Raw genomic sequence first — 19,746 nt, 5'->3', positions numbered from 1 at the left:
GTAATGATGGTTTATTTTAGCAGAAAAGCCCTTTTGGGAGCCGTTTTTCTGTCATGTTCAGCTGCTTTTCTATCAGATGCGCAGGCACAGAGTTCAGGTGGCGGATGGTTTGTGCCAAAGAGTGCACAGCCAAAGCCTGCTCCGGCACCTCGTCAGGTTCACGAAGCTCCTCAGCCTGATGCTCCTGAAGAGAGTGGTGGTGAGGAATCGCAGACCCCTCCCGTTCTGCCTCTCCCAACTATTCCAAACGCGCCTGACCTGCCAAAAGGTGTCGCTCCTCCTCAGGCCGTTATCGGCGTGATCAGTGTTCCTGGCGTTATGCAGCAGTCAATGGCCGCAGCACAGGTAGAGCATATTCTGGGTGCGCGTCGTGATGCCCTGGCCCGTGATGTTCAGAAAGAGCAGGCTGGCTGGCGTGATGAGCAGCAGAAGCTTCAGGCACAGGCAAAGTCACTGACCTCTGATCAGATCCAGTCTCGCGAGCGCAGCCTGCAAACACGCGTTATGAAAGCTCAGCAGGCTTTCCGTAATCGTAACCGCATCATTCAGGAGGCCGCTCAGGTTTCCCTCGGGCAGATAGAGCGCGAGCTGGTTCAGGTTATTCAGAAAGTAGCAACATCGCGTGGTATGAACCTCATTCTTCATAATGAGCAGGTAGCTCTGCATGTAGATGGTCAGGATATTACCAATGAGGTGGCTAAACAGCTGAATACTATTATGTCAACTGTTTTCATTCCTGCTGCTGACGTCGACCCGGAAGTGCTTGCTAAGTCAGGGAAGATGCCAACAACGGCTAATAGTGATGCACAGGCACCAGCAGCGGGTCCTGCACCTGCGTTTAACCCTTCTGCGGCAAAGACTCATTAATTCTTATGAATGCCGAAAATTCTTTAGCTGCGGGGCCGGCTAATCCACGTTTTTTCCTTCGGTCAGGCCCTTTTGATGCGCAGGCAGTCGCTCAGGCTGCTCAGGCTACTTTTGTTCCTCCGGCTGACGGACGTGCTCTGCCAGCCGAAGGGTTCAAAGGCATAGCGCCGTTGCAAAATGCCGGTTCTGATGAAATCAGTTTTCTTGATAACCGGCGTTATGCGACGTTACTTGAAAACACCTCAGCCGGGCTGGTCATCGTTGCGCCTGCTTTTGCTGATAAAGTTCCGCCACATTGTGCTGCGCTGATTACGTCAGAGCCATATCTGGCCTGGTCGCGTGTTGCCCGCATGTTTCATCCAAGGCATCCGGCCAGAGCGGGGGTTCACCCCTCAGCCTGTGTTGCGTCAACAGCTGACATTCATCCCACCTGCGAAGTCGGTCCCTTCGCCATGATTGGCGAAAACGTAAAAATCGGGGCTGGTTCTGTTATTGGTGCTCATACTGTCATTGAACAGAGTGTGACTCTGGGTGAAGAGTGCCGGATTGGCAGTCACGTTACATTATCGCATGCCGTTGTGGGTGACAGAGTTATTATTCTGCCAGGCGCACGCATTGGTCAGGATGGGTTTGGTTTCGCTGTGGGGCCTCAGGGCTTTGAAACTGTGCCGCAGCTTGGTCTGGTTGTGCTCGGTAATGATGTTGAAATCGGTGCAAATACGACTATTGACCGTGGTTCGGTTAATAACACCGTTATTGGCGCGGGCTCCCGTCTCGATAACCTGGTGCAGATTGGCCATAATGTGCAAATGGGCCGGTGCTGTATAGTGGTGGCCCAGGCCGGTATTTCCGGCTCTACTATTCTTGAAGATTTTGTTACAATTGCTGCTCAGGCAGGCCTTATCGGGCATATCCGCATAGGTGAAAAAGCGCGTGTAGGTGCGCAGTGCGGTGTGATGTCTGACGTAAAAAGTAAGGCTGATGTGATTGGTAGTCCTGCAATGCCTTTCAAAGAATTCTTTCAGAATGTTGCTGTTTTGCGAAGAATAGCTAAAAAGAAGCCGGGTTCGTCTGAGAGTTCGGCCGATAAAGATGATAAAAAAGACTAACCGGATAATTCTATCAGATAAGATTAAATTAAAATCAGGGTGTTAAGATAATGGAAGTAATGCAGCAGGAAGAGCAGATAATTAAAGAGATAGACGTTAATCGTATTAAGCAGGCTATACCTCACCGCTATCCTTTTTTGCTTATCGATAAAATGGTCGATATTGTCCTTGGTGAGGAAGCAACAGGTATTAAATGCGTAACTGTTAATGAGCCTTTCTTTCAGGGGCACTTCCCGGCGCGCCCGGTGATGCCTGGTGTCCTGATTATTGAAGCTATGGCTCAGACAGCAGCAACACTTGTTGTCCTTTCTCTTGGTGATAGTTTTGAGGGCAAGCTTGTCTATTTTATGACCGTTGAAGGTGCCAAATTCCGTAGCCCTGTTGGTCCCGGAGATCAGATTCGCCTGCACGTTGCCAAGCAGCGCCGCCGCGGTAGTGTGTGGAAGTTTTTTGGGTCTGCAACCGTAGATGGAAAAATTGTAGCTGAGGCAACATTCAGCGCTATGATCATGGACTGAGCGTTCTGCCTGTAAGGGACGCTTTTAAGTAAATGCCTGTGAAAAGTAGTTTGCCATAAAAAAGCGTGATTTGTCTGTTTGTTTTTGTCTTTTTCACCGAAGGACGAGAGTGCAGTTATGGAAGGAACTGAGGTATTGCATAAGGTGGAAGAAGGCAGTGGGGCAGTAATCCATCCAACTGCCATTATTGCTCCTGGCGCCCGCATCGGGCGTGGAGTTAAGGTTGGACCATGGTGTTCTGTCGGAGCCAATGTCGTTATTGATGATGACGTTGAGCTGATTTCGCACGTTGTGGTTGATGGCCATACACGTCTTGGTGTCGGGTCACGCTACTACCCGTTCTCTACGGTAGGCATGGCACCGCAGGACCTGAAGTATAATGATGAGCCAACCCGTTGTGAGGTTGGTGCACGTACTGTTGTGCGTGAACACGTAACGATTCACCGTGGCACAGCTACCGGCTGTGGCGTGACGCATGTCGGGGACGATGTGCTGATTATGGCGAACGCGCATGTTGCTCATGACTGCCAGGTCGGGAATCGTGTGATTATCGTCAATAACGTTGTGATGGGTGGTCATGTCGTTGTTGAGGATGATGCCCGCATTATGGGCTCCGCAGCCATTCATCAGTTTGTCCGTATCGGTCATGCTGCTCTGGTTGGTGGCGTTGCAGGCGTGGAAGCTGACGTTATCCCCTATGGCAGTGTGCTGGGAAACCGGGCCAGGCTGGTTGGTCTGCACTGGATATGGCTGCGCCGTCATGGTGTCAGTCAGCCTGAAATTCATCAGATGCGCCGTGCATTCCTCACTCTTTATCCTAAAGGGCCTGAGGAAGGGACATTTGCTGAACGTCTTGAGCGTGTGCGCAGGGATTACTCTTCTGACCCACGCATTCAGGAGGTTCTGACCTTTATTGACAGCCCGAGTAAGCGTGGCCTTGTAAGGGTTGCACGAGGTGATTACAGCGCAGCAGAAACAGAGGGAGCCTGACACTGCAGTCGTCGCAAACTGTAGGGATTCTGGCCGGTGGCGGGCCATTGCCTGCCAGAGTTGCTGAAGCTGTTGTGGCCAGAGGCGGCTCGGTGTTCATTCTTGGTTTCGAGGGCTTCGCAGAGCCTGAGACGATAGCGCCCTGGCCGCACCAGATTGTAAGGCTGGGTGCGGCGGGTCAGATGCTCTCTTTGCTCAGAGAGCATAAGTGCGGTGATCTTGTTCTTATAGGCCCTGTGCGTCGCCCGTCATTACGGAGTCTGTATCCCGATTCTGAGGGGGTGCGTATTCTTGCCCGTCTGGGTCGTTCTCTTTTTTCTGGTGATGATGGCCTTCTGGCCTCCCTCGTTCGTATTTTGGGGGAGGAAGGCTTTCGGGTTCGTGGTGCTCACGAATTTTTGCCGCAGTCTGTTTCTGAACCCGGAGTACTGGGGCAGATTCGGCCTGATGATATTGCCAGAGCTGATATCGCGCATGGCATAAAAGTAGTGCAGACTCTGGGGCGGCTGGATATCGGGCAGGGATGCGTTGTGCAGAATGGCGTGGTTCTGACTGTTGAGGCCATGGAGGGCACAGACCGTATGCTGGAACGTGCGGGGCTATGTAAGCAGCCCGGAGAGGGCGGTGTACTGGTCAAGCTTTTAAAGCCAGGTCAGGATAAACGCGCTGACATGCCAACGATTGGCCCGGTTACTGTGCGGCTCGCAGCGCAGGCCGGTTTGCGGGGTATCGCCTTTGAGGCAGCACACACACTGCTAACTGATTCTGAAAACTGCGTAGCGGAAGCTGATAAGAGCGGACTTTTTCTGATAGCCGTTGAACCTGAGCGTTTTATTCCCTGATTTGTGACTGTGCTCGTGCCTTCATCGGTTTGTGTGTCAGGTGACGCCTGCTAGTATGAGATATTATTCTGTTATCGGCGGGGAGAAGTCTAATGGCCAGTTATCTGCATACAATGGTGCGTGTGCGCAACCTCGACAAAAGCCTCGCATTTTATAAATTACTCGGCATGCATGAGCTACGCCGGCGTGAGGTGCCAGAGGGCAAATATACGCTTGTGTTTATTGGCTATGCTGACAATGCCGCAGGGCAGGCTGAAATTGAGCTTACCTATAACTGGGGGCAGGATGACGGCTATGACGTTGGTACCGGCTTTGGTCATTTTGCCGTTGGTGTTTCAGACGTTGCAGCGGTAGCTGATGCCGTGCGTGCGGGTGGCGGAAAAGTAACCCGTGAGGCCGGGCCGGTAAAATTTGGCACGACCATTATCGCCTTTGTTGAAGACCCCGATGGTTATAAAATAGAACTTATCCAGCGGTAAGTTCCGGCTCCGGCTGCTTATGCAGCCGGGTCCTGCTTCAGGCGTGATAACAGTCGTTCAAGCGAGCTGTTAATCGTGTTTGCAGCCTGTTGCACCTGAGAGTCCTGGTGGGTTTCGAGCAGCTCAACACTCAGCAGGGCAGGGGCAATAATATTTTTAATATCATGCTTTAGTTTTTTGCTGGCGGTTTGGATGGTGTCAGACTGTGGCATCAGGAATAGCCTTCTTGTTGGTTATGATTATCCGAGAGACTCTGGCAACGATTGACGGCTGGCTTTCAGGTCATTATAAGCCGCCCTTTACAGGGGCAGGTAGTTTTATCTATCTGTCTGACAATTAATTTATCAGAGGGAGTGCCGCAATGAAGCGCACCTATCAGCCTTCACGGCTCGTTCGCAAGCGTCGCCATGGTTTTCGTTCACGTATGGCAACAGTTGGTGGTCGTAAAGTTATCGCTAACCGTCGCTCAAAAGGCCGTAAACGTCTTTCTGCCTAAGGGCTGAGGGGTTGTCCATGGTCACAGACCAGGGAAGAAACCTTGAGCAGGCTGAAGACGGACCTCTTCAGTCTCAGGGCCTTAAAAAGCGCAAAGAGTTTCTTTTTCTGGCTGCGCGTGGATGTAAAAGCCCGGTGCCAGGCCTTGTTCTTCAGCTCTTCAGGCGTGCTGATTCGGGGGCTGCCCGTGTGGGGTACACAGTTACCAAAAAAGTCGGCAACGCTGTTGTGCGTAACAGAGTGCGTCGTCGTCTGCGCGAAGTTGTGAGAATCGTCGAGGCAGAAACCTCGCTCAACGGTCTTGACCTCGTTCTGATTGGTCGTGCAGGGACAAGAGACAGGCCTTTCACGGCTCTGATCACAGATTTTCGTAAGGCACTGGGGGTATGTCTGTCTGAGGCCGACAGAAAAGCCAGAGCAGGTAAAAACGGTTCTTAAAGTTTTTCAGGCCTGTTGTGCCTGATTTCCGTTTTTTTATGGTTTGTCTTTTCAGGTTTCCCGGCTCGCAGGCAGTGTGCTGCTATTTTTTTTGCTTGCTACAAGGGGGCCTGCTGGCCAGAGAATGGATACACGTCGTCTCATACTGGCAACATTTCTGTCAGCTATTGTCCTTATCGGGTTTGATTATTTCTTCCCGCAAGCCCCTAAACAGCAGCCTGTGCCGGTTGCTGCAACGCAGGCTCTTAACGCCCCTGCCGGCGGAGCCGCTGCTACATCAGGTGCAGCTGCCAGACCTGCCGAAAGTTCCGATGCTGCTCAGGCCGATATCCGCCTGACAATTGACGCCCCTGCTGTTCAGGGAAGCCTCAATCTCAGAGGTGCCCGTCTTGATGACCTCGTTCTCAAGGCGTACCGCGAAACAACAAAACCAGACAGTCCTGATGTGCGTGTGCTGAGCCAGACTGGCACGGCCCGTCCTGATTATATTGATTTTGGCTGGCGCGCCCCTGAAGATGTCAAAATTGCTCTGCCAGACGCTAATACCGTCTGGAAAGCTGATCAGCCTCATCTTGATGCGACACACCCCGTTACACTGACGTGGGATAACGGTCAGGGCTTTGTGTTTGATATCGTGCTGGCGATTGATCGTAACTTTATGTTCACGGTCAGTCAGCATGTGCATAATAATACAGCGCAGGCGGTTTCGCTTTATCCGTTTTATCGTGTTAACCGTGGCTATACCCCCGAAACTAATGGGGGGATGCTGGTGCACGAAGGGCCGATTTCCGTTATTGATGACCGCCTGAACGAAGGGTCATATAAATCCCTGCGTCAGGACAGTGTACCACCCAATAACATTGCCTGGAGCCATCAGGGTAAAGGTGGCTGGGCCGGTATTACCGATAAATACTGGCTGATGGCGATTGTGCCTGACCAGGCAGCTCAGGTCGTTGGTACATATGACTATCAGGCTGCCAGCACGACCTATCAGGTTGGCTTTACCAACGTGGCCCCTGTGGCAGTGGCTGCCGGGCAGACAGCGGGGACTGAAGCACATCTCTTTGCCGGTGCAAAAGAATACAGTCTTCTCGATCATTATCAGAAGATGCTGCATATCCCCATGTTCTGGAAAGCGGTGGATTTTGGCTGGCTCTCTTTCCTGACCCTGCCGGTGTTTAAGGTGCTCGACTGGCTGTATTCAATTATGGGTAATTTTGGCCTGGCTCTGCTGACCTTTACCGTGATTGTTAAGGTTGCCTTCCTGCCGCTGACCGTCAAACAGATGCGCATGACCTGGAAGACAAGCCGCCTGAAGCCAAAAGTCGATCAGATTAAAGCACGCTACAAAGAAGACCCGATGGTGATGCAGCAGCACATCATGGCACTGTACCGTGAGGAGGGTGTTAATCTTTTCGGCGGGTTCCTGCCTCTGTTTATCCAGGCGCCTGTGTTCTGGTGTCTGTATAAAGACCTGTATGTGACCATTGAGATGCGTCAGGCGCCCTTCTTTGGCTGGATTAAAGACCTCTCTGCACCTGACCCGACCAACGTGTTTAATCTGTTTGGTCTGCTGCCGTTCGACCCGTCACATATTTTTGCTATTCTCTCTCTTGGTGCATGGCCCATCATTTATGGTGCAACCATGTTCCTGATGCAGAAAATCAGTGCCAGTTCAACGAACATGGACCCGGCACAGCAGAAGGTTATGACTTTCATTCCTCTGGTGTTTACGTTCTTTATGGCACACCAGCCCGTTGGCCTTGTGATCTACTATAGCTGGAGCAACCTGCTCACAGCTCTGCAGCAGGTCATCATTATGCGCGGGTTTAAAGCAGCTGATGCCAAAAAAGCTGCGCTGAGTAACAAATAATGCTTCAGGCTTCGACGACCTTCCGTGAACTGACAGATCAGGCTCAGATTGATGCCGCCCTTGAGGAAGGGCGGCGTCTGTTTGCCGGCCCGTGTGAGTTTATTTTTGGTGCTCAGAAACTGGGGCAGCTCCCGCCGCAGACTTTGCCTGAAATTGCTTTTGCCGGCCGCTCGAATGTCGGTAAATCGAGCCTTATTAATGCGCTGACCGGTCGTAAGGCGCTGGCCCGTGCATCTTCAGAGCCAGGGCGCACAAAGCAGCTCAACTTCTTTAATCTCGCTGAGAGACTGATGCTGGTTGATATGCCCGGTTATGGCTACGCAAAAGCTGCGAAGTCAGTGAAAGAAGACTGGCAGGAGATGATGTTTGAGTATCTGCGTGGCAGGCCTGGTTTGCGCCGGGTTATGCTGCTGCTGGATGCCCGTGTCGAACTGAAAAAGCACGATACTGATATGATGAAGCTGCTTGATAAAGCGGCTGTCAGTTTTCAGATCGTGATGACCAAATGCGATGCTCTTAAACCACAGGCGCTGAGTGCTAAACACAACGCCCTGCAGGAGCAGGTGAAGCGCCACCCTGCAGCCTGCCCCTTTCTGGCTGTTACCAGCAGTGAAAAAGGTACGGGTATTGAAGAGCTGCGCGCCGAGCTTGCCGAGTTCGCTCTCCCGTTAACCTGAAGCCATCTGGCAGATTTAGCAGCAGGACTTTTGCCGTTATGACCAGTGCCAACAATGCCTCCATGGGGCCTCACCAGGAGGCCGCTGTTCTTGCCGGGGCACTCCCTTACCTTCGTCGCTATGCCGGTGATACGATTGTCATAAAATATGGCGGTCATGCCATGGGCAATTCTGACCTGGCGCAGACATTTGGTCGTGACATTGCTTTGTTAAAACTGGTTGGCATTAACCCGGTCGTTGTGCATGGCGGTGGCCCGCAGATTAACAATATGCTGACCCAACTGGGCATTCAGTCAACTTTTGTTAATGGCCTGCGTGTCACTGATGCCAGCATGGTTAACGTGATCGAGATGGTTCTGTCCGGCTCAGTCAATAAAGAGGTAGCCGGGCTGATCAGCCGCGCCGGTGCTATGGCTGTTGGCATATCAGGTAAAGATGGCAACCTCATTACTGCCCGCAAGCATCAGCGCACAGTATATGACCCCGTGACAAAGAGCGAGCGTGTGCTTGACCTCGGCTTTGTTGGTGAGCCTGTTAAAGTTGACCCGCGTGTGATTTACGCCCTGTCAGGTTCTGGCCTGGTGCCGGTTATTGCCCCTGTCGGGCAGGGTGAGGATGGCGAGACCTATAACATCAATGCCGATACAGCCGCCGGTGCTGTGGCTGGTGCTGTGCACGCCAAACGGCTGCTTATGCTGACAGACGTAGCAGGTGTGCTTGATGCGCAGGGTAATCTCATTCCTGAGCTGACTGCTACCCAGGCGCGTAAAGCAATTGCAGACGGTATTATTACCGGCGGTATGATTCCTAAAGTTGAAACCTGCATCGAGGCCGTGCAGGCAGGGGCTCAGGCTGCGGTTATTATTGACGGGCGCATACCGCATGCCTGTCTGCTCGAGCTGTTTACAACTTCTGGTTCAGGCACTCTTATCAGAGCTGACTAACTTTAAGCTGTTTATAGCCCCCGGCAGTTCTGCCGTGGCGTGTGTGGCATAAAGGATGGTGCGTTGACAGGGCTCGTCTCTGTCCGCATGGTCCTTGCTCACGTTTTAATGGTCAGGGCTGACAGCTCTGACTGATGTTCCTTATGTTTCTGACGGTGCCTCATGACAGACAATACACTGCGTACTCAAATCGAAGCTTTGTGGGAAGAACGTCATACGATCTCTTCTGCAACGACCGGAGCAGGCCGTAAAACAATCGAAACAGCTCTTGCCGCACTGGATGCCGGTGAGCTGCGTGTTGCCGCCCCTGAAGATGGTGGCTGGGTTGTGCATGAGTGGCTGAAAAAAGCTGTTCTGCTCTCTTTCCGTCTTAACGACAGTGTGGTTGTACCTGGTGCAGCAGCGGGTGCTCCGGCTTTTGATAAAGTGCCGGTTAAATTTGCCGGCTGGGACCAGGCTCGTTTTGATGCCGCTGGTTTCCGCGTCGTGCCGGGTGCCGTTGTGCGCTATTCTGCTTTTATTGCTCCCGGCGCTGTGCTGATGCCTTCTTTTGTAAATGTTGGCGCGCACGTTGGCAGCGGCACAATGGTTGATACATGGGCAACCGTTGGCAGCTGTGCTCAGATCGGCCGTAACTGTCATATCAGCGGTGGTGCAGGTATTGGTGGTGTGCTTGAGCCTCTTCAGGCTGCTCCTGTTATCATTGAAGATGACTGTTTTATCGGTGCACGCTCAGAAGTCGCTGAAGGTGTTATTGTTGAACGTGGCTCAGTTCTGTCCATGGGTGTTTTCCTTGGTGCGTCGACAAAAATTGTTGATCGTGCCACCGGAGAGATCTTCATGGGGCGCGTGCCTGCTTACTCAGTGGTTGTGCCTGGCACTCTGCCACCTTCATCACCTGCTGGTGCTGATGGCAAGCCTAACCCCCACCTTGCCTGTGCGGTTATCGTCAAGCGCGTTGATGAGCGCACACGCTCTAAAACTTCCATCAACGACCTGCTGCGCGACTAAAGGTACAGAGACACCATGACGCGCTTTTCTTTCGGAGAGGAAGCCTCTCTGCCTGATACGACAGATCCCGTTGCTCTGACACAAATGCTGATCCGTGAGCCATCTGTATCACCTGATACAGGAGCAGCTCAGGCGCTTCTGGCTGCAGTGCTTGAGCAGATGGGTTTTAAGGTCTGGCACCTTGCCTTTGGCGAGGGGAAAGAAAAGACGTTCAATTTTTTTGCACGTCGTGGTGATAAAGGCCCGCATATCTGTTTTGCGGGCCATACGGATGTTGTGCCACCAGGAAAAGAAGAGTTGTGGACGCACCCTCCCTACGCTGCACATATTGCCGATGGTGTGCTCTATGGCCGCGGTGCCTGTGACATGAAGGGTGGTATTGCCGCTTTTGTTGCAGCCGCAGCCCGTATGGGTGAGGGTGGTCCCGGCTCGGTCAGCCTTCTGATCACAGGAGATGAAGAAGGACGGGCAACGTACGGCACGCAGAAGGTGCTGGAGTGGATGGCGCAGGAAGGACACATTCCTGATTACTGTGTTGTTGGTGAGCCAACGAATCCTCTTGCTATCGGTGACATGATCAAAAATGGCCGGCGCGGCAGCCTCAATGCTCATATTGTGGTTGAAGGAGTGCAGGGTCATGTCGCATATCCGCACAGGGCTGATAACCCGGTGCATCGTTTGCTTGCTCTGCTGGGCGAACTGACGGCCCGGCCACTGGATGAGGGATCAGAATGGTTTGAGGCCTCAAGCCTTCAGGTCACCAGCATGGACGTTGGCAATACGGCAACAAATGTTATTCCGGCTAAGGCTGAGGCCCGACTGAATATACGTTTCAACAACCTTCATACCGGTGCAGAACTGGCCAGGTGGATCACCACTGTCTGTCAAAAGCATGCACCGCAGAGCCATGCAGATATTCATATCAGTGGGGAATCTTTTCTGACCCCACCGGGGGCAGAGACACGGGCTCTGATCTCTGCCATCAGGCAGGTGACGGGACGTGATCCGAAGCAGGATACCGGAGGCGGGACATCAGACGCCCGCTTTATCGCGCGTTATTGCCCGGCGGTAGAGTTTGGTCTGGTTGGTGCCAGCATTCACCAGGTTGACGAGCACACCAGTGTGCAGGACCTGGAAACGCTGACGCAGATCTATCACATTTTTCTTAAAGAGGTGCTGGCATAATGTCTCAGCCGACCCGGCAGGGAAATGCGCATAAGATCATTCAGGGTATGTTTCTGCTGGCCAGCGGACGGCGCGAAGGCATTAATAATTTTGCCGGCACGACAGATGCTTTTGGTGCAGCACTGGCACCGCAGCTGGCATTTGTGCTGATTAATCTGTTTGCTGTTCTGGCCTCACCCGGAAAAATCACAGGCCTGATCCAGGTTTTAATGTTTTTATGTAAAATTCTGCTGCCGGTTGTTGTGTCAGAGTTTTATGCGCGGCGCTGGCAGCGTAGCAATTTATGGCTGCGTTATATTACTGCGGCAACCTGGAGCAACTGGATCGCTGTATTTGGCGTGGTCATTGTTATTGTTGCGGGTCATTTTTTATTCCCCGAATTTGCTGACAACCCCTATTTTACCGCCGCTGTCATGATGATGGGTATTATTGGTGACGTTGTTCTGCAATGGTATATTGCCCGTGTTGGTCTGGTTATCAGTGGCTTTAAGGCCGCTTTGTTATATGGCTCGGTGCTGGTTATTACAGGGTTAATGTATGTCGTTGCTTACATTTTGCCGCCACATTATCCGTCACCTGATGATCTGATGAAAGTCTTTTTTCATCGTGCCGGAGCAGCATAGCGGTTACCTGTCTGTTACCTGAAATACGAGGTTTGTGATTATGGCGGGTTCTGACGAAGGAGGAAATACAGGCAGAATCCTCCAGGGCACGTACCTTCTCTGCACAGGCAGGCGCGAAGGTGTTGCCTGTTTTGGTGACACAAAGGCTGATCTGTGGGCTGCGTTAGCCCCCTCATTTGCGTTTAATATTGTCAGCCTGTTTCTGGTCTGTGTGTCTCCCGCTAAAATAAACGATCTGCGTGATATTCTGCTCGATCTGTGCTGCACTCTTATGATGCTGGTTGTCTCTCAGTTTTGTGCGCAATACTGGCAGCGTGGCGAGATGTGGCTGCGCTATATGGTGGCCTCTTTATGGTGTGGCTGGTCGGTTGTAATTGATGCTTTTATTCTGACGCAGCTTGGTATTCTGGTGTTTCCTGGCCTGAAAACATCGTCACTTTTTCTGATGATTATGCTGCTGATATTTTCAGGTAATTTTTTATGGGTGCAGTGGTATATCGCGCGCGTTGCTCTGGCAGTCAGCGGTTTAAGGGCGGCTCAGCTCTGTGCCTATATCGCGCTGGCCATGCTTGCCGTACATGTTACAGGCTCGTTTTTACCACCTTATTACAGCCCTCCGGCCTCTGACCTGACATATGCCGGTTTTATGCAGATGCTTTTCCCGCTGTACGGGGTGCATTGACGGGGCCGCAGAGGACTATGAAAAAGAAATCGGGTGGCGCCGCTGTGCCGGAAGAGCTGCATTTTTTCGGGCTTTAACAACAGCTGTATCGAGCGCTGACAAAAAGGCAGAGCGGTCAGATTTTGCGAAACTGCGCCCGCCCTGTGTGATGGCGCCGTTTGAGCGCAGGTCATCCATCAGGTTGCGCACGGCCAGGGCCATACCAATGGCATTTTCATCCAGAATACGACCGCGCGGGTCGAGTGTGCAGGCTCCTTTTGCGACACAGCGGGCTGCCAGAGGGATATCTGCTGAGATAACGATATCATTGGTTCTGACATTGTCAGCGATCCAGTTGTCGGCAACATCCATGCCTTCAGAGACGATGACCCGCTCAATGCGCGGAGTTGGAGGCACCGCCAGAAGCTGGTTTGCCACAACAAATGTGTGCAGCCCGTAACGCTCAGCCACACGGTAGACCTCGTCACGCACAGGGCAGGCATCCGCATCAATAAAAATACGAACAGTTTTATCGTTCTCAGGCGAAGGGGTCTGGGTCATAGCCAACTCCGGTCAGGTAAAGGCCATCAGGTGGCGCGGTTGGTCCGGCAGCGCTGCGTCTGCGTGCAGCAAGAGCTTCAGCAACGCGCTCGGGTTTCCAGCGTTTGTGGCCAGTCAGAACCAGGGTGCCAACAATGTTTCTGACCTGATGATGCAGGAACGAGCGGGCTTTAACCGTAACATGCACTTCGTCATCATGGCGTGCGACATGCAGATGATCAATCGAACGTACAGGGCTGTTCGCCTGGCATGCCGCAGCACGGAAAGAGGTGAAGTCATGCAGACCCAGAAGGTGGTTTCCTGCTTCCTGCATCAGGTCAATATCGAGGTGCCCTCTTACATGCCATAAAAGACCTGCACCCAGAGCAGCCCGTGTCGGGCGATTAAGAATGCGGTAGCGGTAGGAACGCCAGGTCGCTGAGAAACGCGCGCTCCAGTCTGGTGGTACGGGGGCAGCCTGTATGACAGCTATCGCATGTGGCTTCAGGTAATAGCTTAGCCCGTCCCTGACCTGATGAGGTTTTAGGGCAATATCAGCCGGAAAATCGAGATGCGCTACCTGACCTGTAGCATGCACGCCTGCATCAGTGCGTCCGGCCGTAATGCTGTTAACGGTTCGTTTCCCTGCGATGCAGGAAGCTGCATGTTCAAGAAACTCCTGCACCGAGGGGCCATTTGTCTGGCGCTGCCAGCCAACAAGGCCCGTGCCGTTATACTCTACTTTAACAGCCCAGCGCTGAATGGAAGAGCTAAGGTCATCAGAGCCGGTATGAGCCTGAGGGGTAAATGAACTGGTTTCAGTCATAATTATAATGCGTGTGTATGTTCAGGCCAGGCGTGTGCCCGAAGGGAGGGAAAAGCCACGCAGGAAGGTTTGCGCATCCATCATACGTCCGCCAGGCTTTTGTATGAGTGTCAGGCGCAGTGCACCGGTGCCACAGGCGATGGTTAATGTGTCATCGAGCACTGTGCCCGGAGGTGCGGAATGCTGTTTATCTGCCAGAAGCTCAGCCGACCCGATTTTAAGAATCGTACCATCTTCCGTGCTGGTAAAAGTACCCGGCCAGGGGGTCAGGGCACGAATACGCCGGTCTGTGGCGCTGGCGCTGTCCTGCCAGTTAATGCGACCATCCTCTTTTGTCAGGCGGGGAGCGTAGGTAACACCGTCTTCTGGCTGAGGGGTTGCCTGTGGCAGATTGCTCAGGACTGACACGACCAGTTCACCACCAAGAGCACTCAGAGCATCATGTAATGTTGTCGCTGTGGTTGCCGGTGTGATGGGCGTTGCGGCATGCACCAGCATAGGGCCGGTATCAAGCCCGGCTTCCATTTGCATAATCGTGACACCGCTTTCTGTGTCGCCTGCCAGAACAGAACTCTGGATAGGCGAGGCACCGCGCCAGCGCGGCAGCAGACTTGCGTGAATGTTCAGGCAGCCAAGGCGGGGGGCATCAAGCATAACCTGAGGGAGAATCAGGCCATAAGCGGCCACGATTGCTGCATCAGCATTGAGTGCCGCAAATGCAGCCCATTCTTCTTCATTTTTACGTAAAGAGAGCGGGTGCCTGACAGGAATGCCTAAGGCATCAGCTGCTTTATGAACAGGCGAGGGGCGGATAGCCTTGCCTCGCCCTGCCGGCCTGGGCGGCTGAGTGTAGACAGCAACAATCTCATGGCCGGCATCATGCAAAGCCTGAAGGGCAGGGACAGAGAACTCCGGTGTTCCCATAAAAATGAGGCGCATAATCAGAGTATCCCTGTCAGTGTTATCAGCGTTTTGCTTTTTGTTGTTTTGCCAGGCGGCGCATAATCATATTTTTGCGCAGAGCCGAAAGGTGATCGACAAATAAAATGCCTTCAAGATGGTCAATTTCATGCTGCATGCAGGTTGCCATCAGGTCATCAACCTCGCGTTCAATCGTGTCACCATCAACTGAGCGCCAGCGCACCCGTACTTTTTCAGGGCGAACAACTTCAGCATACTGATCGGGGAGTGACAAACAGCCTTCCTCGCGCACAGCCATCGTTTCTGTTTCGCTCAGAATTTCGGGGTTAATCATAATAATAGGTTCGCGGGCTTCGGGCTCACCCAGGTCAACCAGTGCAAAACGCAGGTCAAGACCGACCTGAGGAGCGGCCAGGCCAATGCCGGGTGCTTTATACATGGCAGAAAACATGCCAGGCAGAAGACGACGAATGTCAGCCATATCCTCAGGGCGTACTTCGCGTGTTTTGCGACGCAGAACAGCATGAGGGGCAATGAGAATAGGCATAGGGGTCGCATCGGCTGCAGTTGCGGCGATAGCGATATCAGTCTGAAGCGCATGTGTCATATCAGCCGATTTAGCCTTCTCCTTCTGACTATGCCAGAGGAAAATAAGTCATTTTTCTTTAAAATGCTCATATTGCTTTTTGATTTACAGATATTCTGAGAGTTTCATCGCGGCTGAAAGCTGCCTTTGTCTTGAGTTTTTCTGATCCTCCCCCCATATTTTATGCAGTGACCGGATGCCATGTTGGGTCCGGCTTTGTCTCGCTCAGGAGGGAGGAGGCTTTTATGTCAGGCAGAGTATTTGGCTCCCCTATGTTTTTAGGGTTCGATCATCTGGAGCAGATGCTTGAACGTGCCAGCAAGGGAGCCAGTGATGGTTACCCGCCATATAATATTGAACAGGTTGCTTCTGATAAACTGCGGATTATTCTGGCAGTTGCAGGGTTTCGGATGGAAGATCTGCAGATCACGCAGGAGCATAATCAGCTTGTCATAAGAGGGCGGCAGGCAGAAGAGGAAGAAGAAAAAGTCTATCTGCACCGTGGCATTGCCTCGCGCCAGTTTCAGAAAGCGTTTGTCCTTGCTGAAGGGATTGAGACCGGGGGAGCCTGGCTTGATAATGGCCTGCTGCATATAGACTTATACCGTCCGCAGCCTGAGGTGCGTGTAAAGCGTATTGAGATTATGCAGCCTGGTCAGAAGAAGACATCTGCGAGGCGGACCTCCGGGGATTTTGTGCAACGGTCGTCAAGAATATTACATAAAGTTGAAAATGATGAGATAAGTTAACAAAACCGTGCTATTTATAAATTTATTTTAATAAATGGAGCGGATTATGAAGGTCACAACCCATAACGGAAAGATTGTTCTGGCACCGGATCAGCAAGCTATGCTGCTGAATACTCAGGACTTATCAGAGCATCAGTTTCTGATTATGGGGTTAACAAATGTTGCTTATGTGCGTCCTTCTGTAACGGCAGACGGACATGCAGCCTGGGCTATTCATGCGGCAGATGGTGCGTTGCTCTCAGTCGTTGATGATATTGAGGCCGCCTCGAGAATTATTTCGAAAAACGACATGGTTACAGCAGGGCTGCAGTAAAGAATGCCAGAATACATCCGGTTAAGGCCAGTGGTATAAGATACGCCACTGGCCTTTGTCGTTTTTAAAGGAAAAAATCAGGCTGGCCCTGTATCAATCCAGCCAATATTACCGTCAGAGCGCCTGAAGATAACATTAATTTCCTGATTTTTACTGTTACGAAACAGAAGGAGTGTTGAGCCGGCGAGGTCAAGGCGCATAACAGCTTCGCTTACGCTCAGAAAAGGGATGTCCGTTGCCTGCTCAGCAATGATGACCGGAAAGGAGGCTTCCTCCGGTGGCGGGGTGATATCCTTACTTTCGTTAAATGAGGTTTCAGCATCGAGGATGTACGAGCGGCCTGTTTCAGGCGGCTGTTCAGTCTTATCCGCACGCGTATGCGAGGTTATACGCTGGTGATGGCGGCGCAGTCGTTTGGCAATATGTTCAGCAGCATCATCAAAGGCGACGTTCGCGTCAGCACCTTCACCTTCACCACGAAGGATAATACCGCCACGTCCTGCATGGACGTTAATATCGCACGTAAAAAACGAGCGTATTTTACTGAAAGTAACTTTAGCATCGAACGCTTTATCAAAATAGCGGCCGGTCAGTGTGTTGAGGTGGGTATTAACCCTGTGTTTTAGTGCATCAGAAAGAGTAACCTGTTTACCGGAAACATGAATATTCATTCGTGAGTCCTTTTCTAACCTGTTGCCGGAGTTATTTTTTGTCTTGATGGCAAAAAATCTACTTTACCTCTGGTATCAGAGCTAAGGCTGCAGAGCAGGGAGTCTGCAACACCCGTAGCTATGATTTGGCCATGGTTGCCGGCGTCTGTCTATATTTTTATGACATTTCTGATAAATTATGAGCGCAGAGTATTAATAGTCTGTCGCGTGAAAGAAGAGGTTGTCAGGTTTAGTCACACAGCATAGAGATAAGTGCCTCTTCGATTTTGTATGTGAGTGCTATGCTGTTACTGTCTAACCCGCCTGCTGATATGCCAAAAATGCGTCGTAGCTGGCGTGTTAAGGTTGTTGTTCTGTGTGTGCTGGTTGCTGGCTACGGGGCTTTTGTATGGAGTTTTACACATAAAAAACCACCGGTTCGGATGGAGCGTGTTATCATCCCCGCAAAGGTCGTTTCACATGTTGTAAAAGTACCTGCGGCACCACCAGCGCCACCTGTCGTTATGGTCGCGCCACCTGATATTCATCTGCCGGTTCCTTCTCTGGCACGCTGACAGTATTGCTTTTGTCAGAAGTGCACAGAAAAAGGGGAAGAGGTCAGAGCGAGAAGCTCTCCCCGAGGTAAACGCGTCGTACATCCTCATTGGCGACAATCTCATGAGGGACACCCTGCATGAGCACCTGTCCGCTGTGCATAATATAGGCGCGGTCAATAACTTCCAGCGTTTCACGCACGTTATGATCGGTAATCAGCACGCCAATACCACGGTCTTTCAGGTGTGAAACCAGATCACGGATCTCACCGACCGCAATAGGGTCAATACCAGCCAGCGGCTCATCGAGCAGGATATAATTGGGCTGGCTTGCAAGGGCACGCGCAATCTCCAGTCGCCGGCGTTCACCACCTGACAGCGCAAGAGAAGGGGAGCGGCGCAGGTGTGAAATACCAAATTCACCCAGCAGACCATCCAGCATCATTTGCCGTTTGTCAGGGTCGTGCTCCACGACTTCCAGGGCCGCCATAATGTTTTGTTCAACATTGAGGCCACGGAAAATACTGGCTTCCTGCGGGAGGTAGCCAATGCCAAGGCGTGCTCTGCGATACATAGGCAGCTGGGTAATATTCGCGCCATCAAGTGTAATAGAACCGGTATCTGGCTGTACCAGACCAACAATCATATAAAAGCTGGTGGTTTTACCTGCGCCGTTTGGACCAAGAAGCCCAACAGCTTCTCCGCGGTGCACTTCTATCGAGACGTTTTTAACAACTTCGCGCTTTTTATAAGACTTTCCGATGCCGTGAGCAAACAGCCCATGGCCAGGGACGTGAAGCGGGTTGTCAGACACGAACTCAGAGCCGAGGAAACTATCGTCGGGGGCTTCGGGTGATGTCCATGGGCTTTGTGCCTGTGTCATCCTTATTTCCTGTCTGTGCTGTCTTTGCTGTTTGGCACGACAACACCGTTGACCCGGTTGCCGGGCTGTTCGGTCATAGTGGCAATGCCTGTATGCAGATTAATAATGGCCGCAGCACCCTGAATCTGGTTAGCGCCGCGGGTGATATGAACATTGCCTACAATGCGGGCAATGCCGGTGTCAGGAACATAAACACCGCGCTCGCCTGTTACGACTTCAGTCGGTGTTCTGACCCATACATGACCAAAGGCGTCAACTTTCTTCAGTTTGCCTGAGCCATCGGCCAGTCCGCCCTGACTTTTCTGAGCTTTTGTGGCTTTATCCTGGTCTTTTGTCTGCTCATCAGCCGGTGCGCTGTAGCCGACCAGAACATCGGCTTTGATCTGCCTGTGGTCATTTGTTGTCACAGTTGCATTTCCCCGCCCGATGGAGATGTGATCCTGTGAGTAATATTCCATTGAATCTCTGGCAGTCAGGAGATCCTGCGGGGTCACCATTTTCATATTTTTTCCCGTCATGACCAGGACGGCTTTGTCCATGTCATAAACGGCTTTGTCACCCCATGCCTGATCGGTCTGTGTAAAGATATGCACGTGACCAATGGCTTCAAGACGATAAATCTCGTTTGAGCCTGAGGAATCCATCGGGCCGGCTGAAGCATCAGCCGGAGGCGCTGCTGTTTTCTGAGGCGCGGTCTGTAGCGGAGCTGCACCCGTTTTAGCGTCATCTGTGCCGCTTTTTTTCCGGTAATAAGCGATAAGCTTATCTGCGGTGACTGTTGCGTCGCCCCGTACGGCCCGGGCGTCTTTATAGGCAGTAATTTTTTTCTGGTTCTGGTCCCAGTCAAACCCTCCGACTGCGGTGACAGTAATCTGCCCGCCGTGAGAGAGATCAATGGCCTGTGCCCGGGCATTTGTATGAGGCAGGACTGCTCCCACACAAACCGGGATGACAAATGCGGCGCACAGAGGGCGCAGCAAAGTTATGGCAGAAAAAACCGGCAGGCGCATGG

26 protein-coding genes are annotated in these 19,746 nt (G+C 52.1%); 18 read left to right on the top strand and 8 right to left on the bottom strand.

The genetic code is table 11. From position 1 onward, the window contains the following. The first annotated feature begins 3 nt into the window (after positions 1-3). The 6 genes from GOB58_RS04540 (at position 4) to gloA (ending at position 4,805) form a co-directional block, all read left to right on the top strand. A complete protein-coding gene (locus GOB58_RS04540; RefSeq protein ID WP_173559467.1) occupies positions 4-867 on the top strand; it encodes an OmpH family outer membrane protein in 864 nt (287 codons plus the stop codon). Positions 868-872: 5 nt separating this feature from the next. Further along, on the top strand, positions 873-1,976 hold the full coding sequence (gene lpxD / locus GOB58_RS04535) for a UDP-3-O-(3-hydroxymyristoyl)glucosamine N-acyltransferase (RefSeq protein ID WP_173559466.1): 1,104 nt from the start codon (positions 873-875) through the stop codon (positions 1,974-1,976). A gap of 50 nt (positions 1,977-2,026) precedes the next feature. Continuing rightward, positions 2,027-2,494, top strand: coding sequence for a 3-hydroxyacyl-ACP dehydratase FabZ (gene fabZ / locus GOB58_RS04530; protein WP_086553374.1), 468 nt, complete (start codon positions 2,027-2,029; stop codon positions 2,492-2,494). 117 nt (positions 2,495-2,611) lie between these two features. Then, positions 2,612-3,484 (top strand): acyl-ACP--UDP-N-acetylglucosamine O-acyltransferase, encoded by an 873-nt coding sequence (gene lpxA / locus GOB58_RS04525; protein WP_086553373.1) that lies wholly within the window; start codon positions 2,612-2,614, stop codon positions 3,482-3,484. A 2-nt stretch (positions 3,485-3,486) separates the two neighbouring features. Then, the gene (locus GOB58_RS04520) at positions 3,487-4,326 is read left to right on the top strand and encodes an LpxI family protein (protein ID WP_173559529.1); all 840 of its coding nucleotides are present in this window, start codon (positions 3,487-3,489) and stop codon (positions 4,324-4,326) included. A 92-nt stretch (positions 4,327-4,418) separates the two neighbouring features. Next, the gene (gene gloA / locus GOB58_RS04515; protein WP_086553371.1) at positions 4,419-4,805 is read left to right on the top strand and encodes a lactoylglutathione lyase; all 387 of its coding nucleotides are present in this window, start codon (positions 4,419-4,421) and stop codon (positions 4,803-4,805) included. Positions 4,806-4,822: 17 nt separating this feature from the next. Here gloA and GOB58_RS04510 read toward each other — a convergent pair whose 3' ends face one another. Then, positions 4,823-5,017: a HAMP domain-containing histidine kinase gene (locus tag GOB58_RS04510; RefSeq protein ID WP_086553370.1), complete on the bottom strand. Its 195-nt coding sequence runs from the start codon at positions 5,015-5,017 to the stop codon at positions 4,823-4,825. Positions 5,018-5,166: 149 nt separating this feature from the next. Here GOB58_RS04510 and rpmH point away from each other — a divergent pair, with 149 nt between their 5' ends. The 9 genes from rpmH to GOB58_RS04465 all read left to right on the top strand — a co-directional run bounded on the left by rpmH (position 5,167) and on the right by GOB58_RS04465 (position 12,733). Then, complete coding sequence (gene rpmH / locus GOB58_RS04505) at positions 5,167-5,301, top strand: 50S ribosomal protein L34 (RefSeq protein ID WP_081773530.1); 135 nt, start codon at positions 5,167-5,169, stop codon at positions 5,299-5,301. Positions 5,302-5,318: 17 nt separating this feature from the next. Beyond that, positions 5,319-5,738 (top strand): ribonuclease P protein component, encoded by a 420-nt coding sequence (rnpA, locus tag GOB58_RS04500; RefSeq protein WP_086553369.1) that lies wholly within the window; start codon positions 5,319-5,321, stop codon positions 5,736-5,738. Positions 5,739-5,862: 124 nt separating this feature from the next. Beyond that, entirely contained in the window at positions 5,863-7,611 is a 1,749-nt protein-coding gene (yidC, locus tag GOB58_RS04495) for a membrane protein insertase YidC (RefSeq protein WP_086553472.1), read from the top strand. Next, a complete protein-coding gene (gene yihA, locus GOB58_RS04490; RefSeq protein WP_086553368.1) occupies positions 7,611-8,288 on the top strand; it encodes a ribosome biogenesis GTP-binding protein YihA/YsxC in 678 nt (225 codons plus the stop codon). Before yidC ends, yihA begins: the two co-directional genes overlap by 1 nt. Before the next feature lie 38 nt (positions 8,289-8,326). Further along, complete coding sequence (argB, locus tag GOB58_RS04485; protein ID WP_086553367.1) at positions 8,327-9,232, top strand: acetylglutamate kinase; 906 nt, start codon at positions 8,327-8,329, stop codon at positions 9,230-9,232. A 162-nt stretch (positions 9,233-9,394) separates the two neighbouring features. Continuing rightward, positions 9,395-10,243 carry a 2,3,4,5-tetrahydropyridine-2,6-dicarboxylate N-succinyltransferase gene (dapD, locus tag GOB58_RS04480; RefSeq protein WP_086553366.1) on the top strand — a complete coding sequence of 283 codons (849 nt, stop codon included), beginning with the start codon at positions 9,395-9,397 and terminating at the stop codon, positions 10,241-10,243. A 15-nt stretch (positions 10,244-10,258) separates the two neighbouring features. Continuing rightward, a complete protein-coding gene (gene dapE / locus GOB58_RS04475) occupies positions 10,259-11,428 on the top strand; it encodes a succinyl-diaminopimelate desuccinylase (protein ID WP_173559465.1) in 1,170 nt (389 codons plus the stop codon). Then, positions 11,428-12,051 carry a hypothetical protein gene (locus GOB58_RS04470; protein ID WP_086635866.1) on the top strand — a complete coding sequence of 208 codons (624 nt, stop codon included), beginning with the start codon at positions 11,428-11,430 and terminating at the stop codon, positions 12,049-12,051. Before dapE ends, GOB58_RS04470 begins: the two co-directional genes overlap by 1 nt. Before the next feature lie 40 nt (positions 12,052-12,091). Continuing rightward, positions 12,092-12,733: a hypothetical protein gene (locus GOB58_RS04465; RefSeq protein WP_173559464.1), complete on the top strand. Its 642-nt coding sequence runs from the start codon at positions 12,092-12,094 to the stop codon at positions 12,731-12,733. Positions 12,734-12,748: 15 nt separating this feature from the next. On the opposite strand, the gene GOB58_RS04460 is transcribed toward GOB58_RS04465, so the two are convergent. From GOB58_RS04460 to def, 4 genes are read right to left on the bottom strand one after another with little or no spacing between them, the layout of a single operon-like run. After that, positions 12,749-13,273: a YaiI/YqxD family protein gene (locus tag GOB58_RS04460; RefSeq protein ID WP_086553362.1), complete on the bottom strand. Its 525-nt coding sequence runs from the start codon at positions 13,271-13,273 to the stop codon at positions 12,749-12,751. Continuing rightward, entirely contained in the window at positions 13,251-14,078 is an 828-nt protein-coding gene (gene truA, locus GOB58_RS04455; protein WP_086635863.1) for a tRNA pseudouridine(38-40) synthase TruA, read from the bottom strand. Before truA ends, GOB58_RS04460 begins: the two co-directional genes overlap by 23 nt. A 21-nt stretch (positions 14,079-14,099) precedes the next feature. Then, positions 14,100-15,017, bottom strand: a complete 918-nt coding sequence (gene fmt, locus GOB58_RS04450; protein ID WP_086635862.1) for a methionyl-tRNA formyltransferase — start codon at positions 15,015-15,017, stop codon at positions 14,100-14,102. Between the two features lie 25 nt (positions 15,018-15,042). Then, complete coding sequence (gene def, locus GOB58_RS04445) at positions 15,043-15,606, bottom strand: peptide deformylase (protein WP_086553359.1); 564 nt, start codon at positions 15,604-15,606, stop codon at positions 15,043-15,045. Positions 15,607-15,830: 224 nt separating this feature from the next. Between def and GOB58_RS04440 the strand changes: the two genes are divergently transcribed. Beyond that, on the top strand, positions 15,831-16,334 hold the full coding sequence (locus GOB58_RS04440; RefSeq protein ID WP_086553358.1) for an Hsp20 family protein: 504 nt from the start codon (positions 15,831-15,833) through the stop codon (positions 16,332-16,334). Between the two features lie 46 nt (positions 16,335-16,380). Then, complete coding sequence (locus GOB58_RS04435) at positions 16,381-16,647, top strand: hypothetical protein (RefSeq protein WP_086553357.1); 267 nt, start codon at positions 16,381-16,383, stop codon at positions 16,645-16,647. Positions 16,648-16,724: 77 nt separating this feature from the next. Here GOB58_RS04435 and hpf read toward each other — a convergent pair whose 3' ends face one another. After that, positions 16,725-17,318 carry a ribosome hibernation-promoting factor, HPF/YfiA family gene (hpf, locus tag GOB58_RS04430; protein ID WP_086553356.1) on the bottom strand — a complete coding sequence of 198 codons (594 nt, stop codon included), beginning with the start codon at positions 17,316-17,318 and terminating at the stop codon, positions 16,725-16,727. Positions 17,319-17,599: 281 nt separating this feature from the next. Here hpf and GOB58_RS04425 point away from each other — a divergent pair, with 281 nt between their 5' ends. Beyond that, positions 17,600-17,872, top strand: a complete 273-nt coding sequence (locus GOB58_RS04425) for a hypothetical protein (RefSeq protein WP_143216334.1) — start codon at positions 17,600-17,602, stop codon at positions 17,870-17,872. A 43-nt stretch (positions 17,873-17,915) separates the two neighbouring features. Here the strand turns inward: GOB58_RS04425 and lptB are convergent, their stop codons facing one another. Both lptB and GOB58_RS04415 read right to left on the bottom strand, forming a co-directional pair. Next, positions 17,916-18,734 (bottom strand): LPS export ABC transporter ATP-binding protein, encoded by an 819-nt coding sequence (gene lptB / locus GOB58_RS04420; RefSeq protein ID WP_143216333.1) that lies wholly within the window; start codon positions 18,732-18,734, stop codon positions 17,916-17,918. Positions 18,735-18,736: 2 nt separating this feature from the next. Next, positions 18,737-19,744, bottom strand: coding sequence for an LptA/OstA family protein (locus tag GOB58_RS04415; protein WP_086635858.1), 1,008 nt, complete (start codon positions 19,742-19,744; stop codon positions 18,737-18,739). Positions 19,745-19,746: the final 2 nt, after the last annotated feature.

Origin of the sequence: Acetobacter thailandicus, from assembly GCF_011516655.1 — a bacterium.
GTDB lineage: Bacteria > Pseudomonadota > Alphaproteobacteria > Acetobacterales > Acetobacteraceae > Acetobacter > Acetobacter thailandicus.
This window is presented reverse-complemented; position numbering and strand designations above follow the sequence as displayed.